The 2,939-nt window shown below is 52.2% G+C and carries 1 rRNA gene; it reads left to right on the top strand.

Annotation, left to right across the window (positions count from 1 at the left end):
• Window positions 1-2 precede the first annotated feature (2 nt).
• Window positions 3-2,937, top strand: a 23S ribosomal RNA gene (locus ACZ3I3_RS41285).
• Window positions 2,938-2,939: the final 2 nt, after the last annotated feature.

Consider the following 2,939-nt stretch of genomic DNA (forward strand, 5'->3'; position numbering starts at 1 on the left):
CAAGTTAAGTTAGAAAGGGCGCACGGTGGATGCCTTGGCACTAGGAGCCGATGAAGGACGGGACTAACACCGATATGCTTCGGGGAGCTGTAAGTAAGCTTTGATCCGGAGATTTCCGAATGGGGAAACCCACTATCCGTAATGGGATAGTATCGTTACTTGAATACATAGAGTAACTGAAGGCAGACCCGGGGAACTGAAACATCTAAGTACCCGGAGGAAGAGAAAGCAAACGCGATTCCCTTAGTAGCGGCGAGCGAAACGGGATTAGCCCAAACCAAGAGGCTTGCCTCTTGGGGTTGTAGGACACTCTACATGGAGTTACAAAGGAACGGGGTAGATGAATAGGTCTGGAAAGGCCAGTCACAGAAGGTAAAAACCCTGTAGTCGAAACTTCGTTCCCTCCTGAGTGGATCCTGAGTACGGCGGGACACGAGAAATCCCGTCGGAAGCAGGGAGGACCATCTCCCAAGGCTAAATACTCCCTAGTGACCGATAGTGAACCAGTACCGTGAGGGAAAGGTGAAAAGCACCCCGGAAGGGGAGTGAAATAGATCCTGAAACCGTGTGCCTACAAGTAGTTAGAGCCCATTAATGGGTGATAGCGTGCCTTTTGTAGAATGAACCGGCGAGTTACGATTACATGCAAGGTTAAGTTGAAGAGACGGAGCCGCAGCGAAAGCGAGTCTGAATAGGGCGATAGAGTATGTGGTCGTAGACCCGAAACCAGGTGATCTACCCATGTCCAGGGTGAAGTCCAGGTAACACTGGATGGAGGCCCGAACCCACGCACGTTGAAAAGTGCGGGGATGAGGTGTGGGTAGCGGAGAAATTCCAATCGAACTTGGAGATAGCTGGTTCTCTCCGAAATAGCTTTAGGGCTAGCCTCAAGGTAAGAGTATTGGAGGTAGAGCACTGTTTGGACTAGGGGCCCCCATCGGGTTACCGAATTCAGACAAACTCCGAATGCCAAATACTTATCCTTGGGAGTCAGACTGCGAGTGATAAGATCCGTAGTCAAGAGGGAAACAGCCCAGACCACCAGCTAAGGTCCCAAAGTATACGTTAAGTGGAAAAGGATGTGGAGTTGCTTAGACAACCAGGATGTTGGCTTAGAAGCAGCCACCATTTAAAGAGTGCGTAATAGCTCACTGGTCGAGTGACTCTGCGCCGAAAATGTACCGGGGCTAAACGTATCACCGAAGCTGTGGATTGACATCTATGATGTCAGTGGTAGGAGAGCGTTCTAAGGGCGTTGAAGCTAGACCGTAAGGACTGGTGGAGCGCTTAGAAGTGAGAATGCCGGTATGAGTAGCGAAAGATGAGTGAGAATCTCATCCACCGAATGCCTAAGGTTTCCTGAGGAAGGCTCGTCCACTCAGGGTTAGTCGGGACCTAAGCCGAGGCTGAAGAGCGTAGGCGATGGACAACAGGTTGATATTCCTGTACCACCTTATGAATCGTTTGAGCGATGGGGGGACGCAGGAGGATAGGGTAAGCGTGCTGTTGGATTAGCACGTCCAAGCAGTTAGGCTGGTAATGAGGCAAATCCCATTACCGTGAAGGCGGAGCTGTGACGGCGAGGGAAATATAGTACCGAAGTTCCTGATTCCACACTGCCAAGAAAAGCCTCTAGCGAGATTCAAGGTGCCCGTACCGCAAACCGACACAGGTAGGCGAGGAGAGAATCCTAAGGTGAGCGAGAGAACTCTCGTTAAGGAACTCGGCAAAATGACCCCGTAACTTCGGGAGAAGGGGTGCTCTTTTGGGTGCAAGCCCGAGAGAGCCGCAGTGAATAGGCCCAGGCGACTGTTTAGCAAAAACACAGGTCTCTGCGAAGCCGTAAGGCGAAGTATAGGGGCTGACACCTGCCCGGTGCTGGAAGGTTAAGAGGAGGGGTTAGCGTTCGCGCGAAGCTCTGAATTGAAGCCCCAGTAAACGGCGGCCGTAACTATAACGGTCCTAAGGTAGCGAAATTCCTTGTCGGGTAAGTTCCGACCCGCACGAAAGGTGTAACGATCTGGGCACTGTCTCAACGAGAGACTCGGTGAAATTATAGTACCTGTGAAGATGCAGGTTACCCGCGACAGGACGGAAAGACCCCGTGGAGCTTTACTGTAGCCTGATATTGAATTTTGGTACAGCTTGTACAGGATAGGTAGGAGCCTTGGAAGCCGGAGCGCCAGCTTCGGTGGAGGCATTGGTGGGATACTACCCTGGCTGTATTGACATTCTAACCCGCACCCCTTATCGGGGTGGGAGACAGTGTCAGGTGGGCAGTTTGACTGGGGCGGTCGCCTCCTAAAAAGTAACGGAGGCGCCCAAAGGTTCCCTCAGAATGGTTGGAAATCATTCGTAGAGTGTAAAGGCACAAGGGAGCTTGACTGCGAGACCTACAAGTCGAGCAGGGACGAAAGTCGGGCTTAGTGATCCGGTGGTTCCGCATGGAAGGGCCATCGCTCAACGGATAAAAGCTACCCCGGGGATAACAGGCTTATCTCCCCCAAGAGTCCACATCGACGGGGAGGTTTGGCACCTCGATGTCGGCTCATCGCATCCTGGGGCTGTAGTCGGTCCCAAGGGTTGGGCTGTTCGCCCATTAAAGCGGTACGCGAGCTGGGTTCAGAACGTCGTGAGACAGTTCGGTCCCTATCCGTCGTGGGCGTAGGAAATTTGAGAGGAGCTGTCCTTAGTACGAGAGGACCGGGATGGACGCACCGCTGGTGTACCAGTTGTCTTGCCAAAGGCATAGCTGGGTAGCTATGTGCGGAAGGGATAAGTGCTGAAAGCATCTAAGCATGAAGCCCCCCTCGAGATGAGATTTCCCATAGCGTAAGCTAGTAAGATCCCTGAAAGATGATCAGGTTGATAGGTTTGAGGTGGAAGCGTGGTGACACGTGGAGCTGACAAATACTAATAGATCGAGGACTTAACTAAAA

Source organism: Streptomyces sp. NPDC016851, from assembly GCF_055562795.1.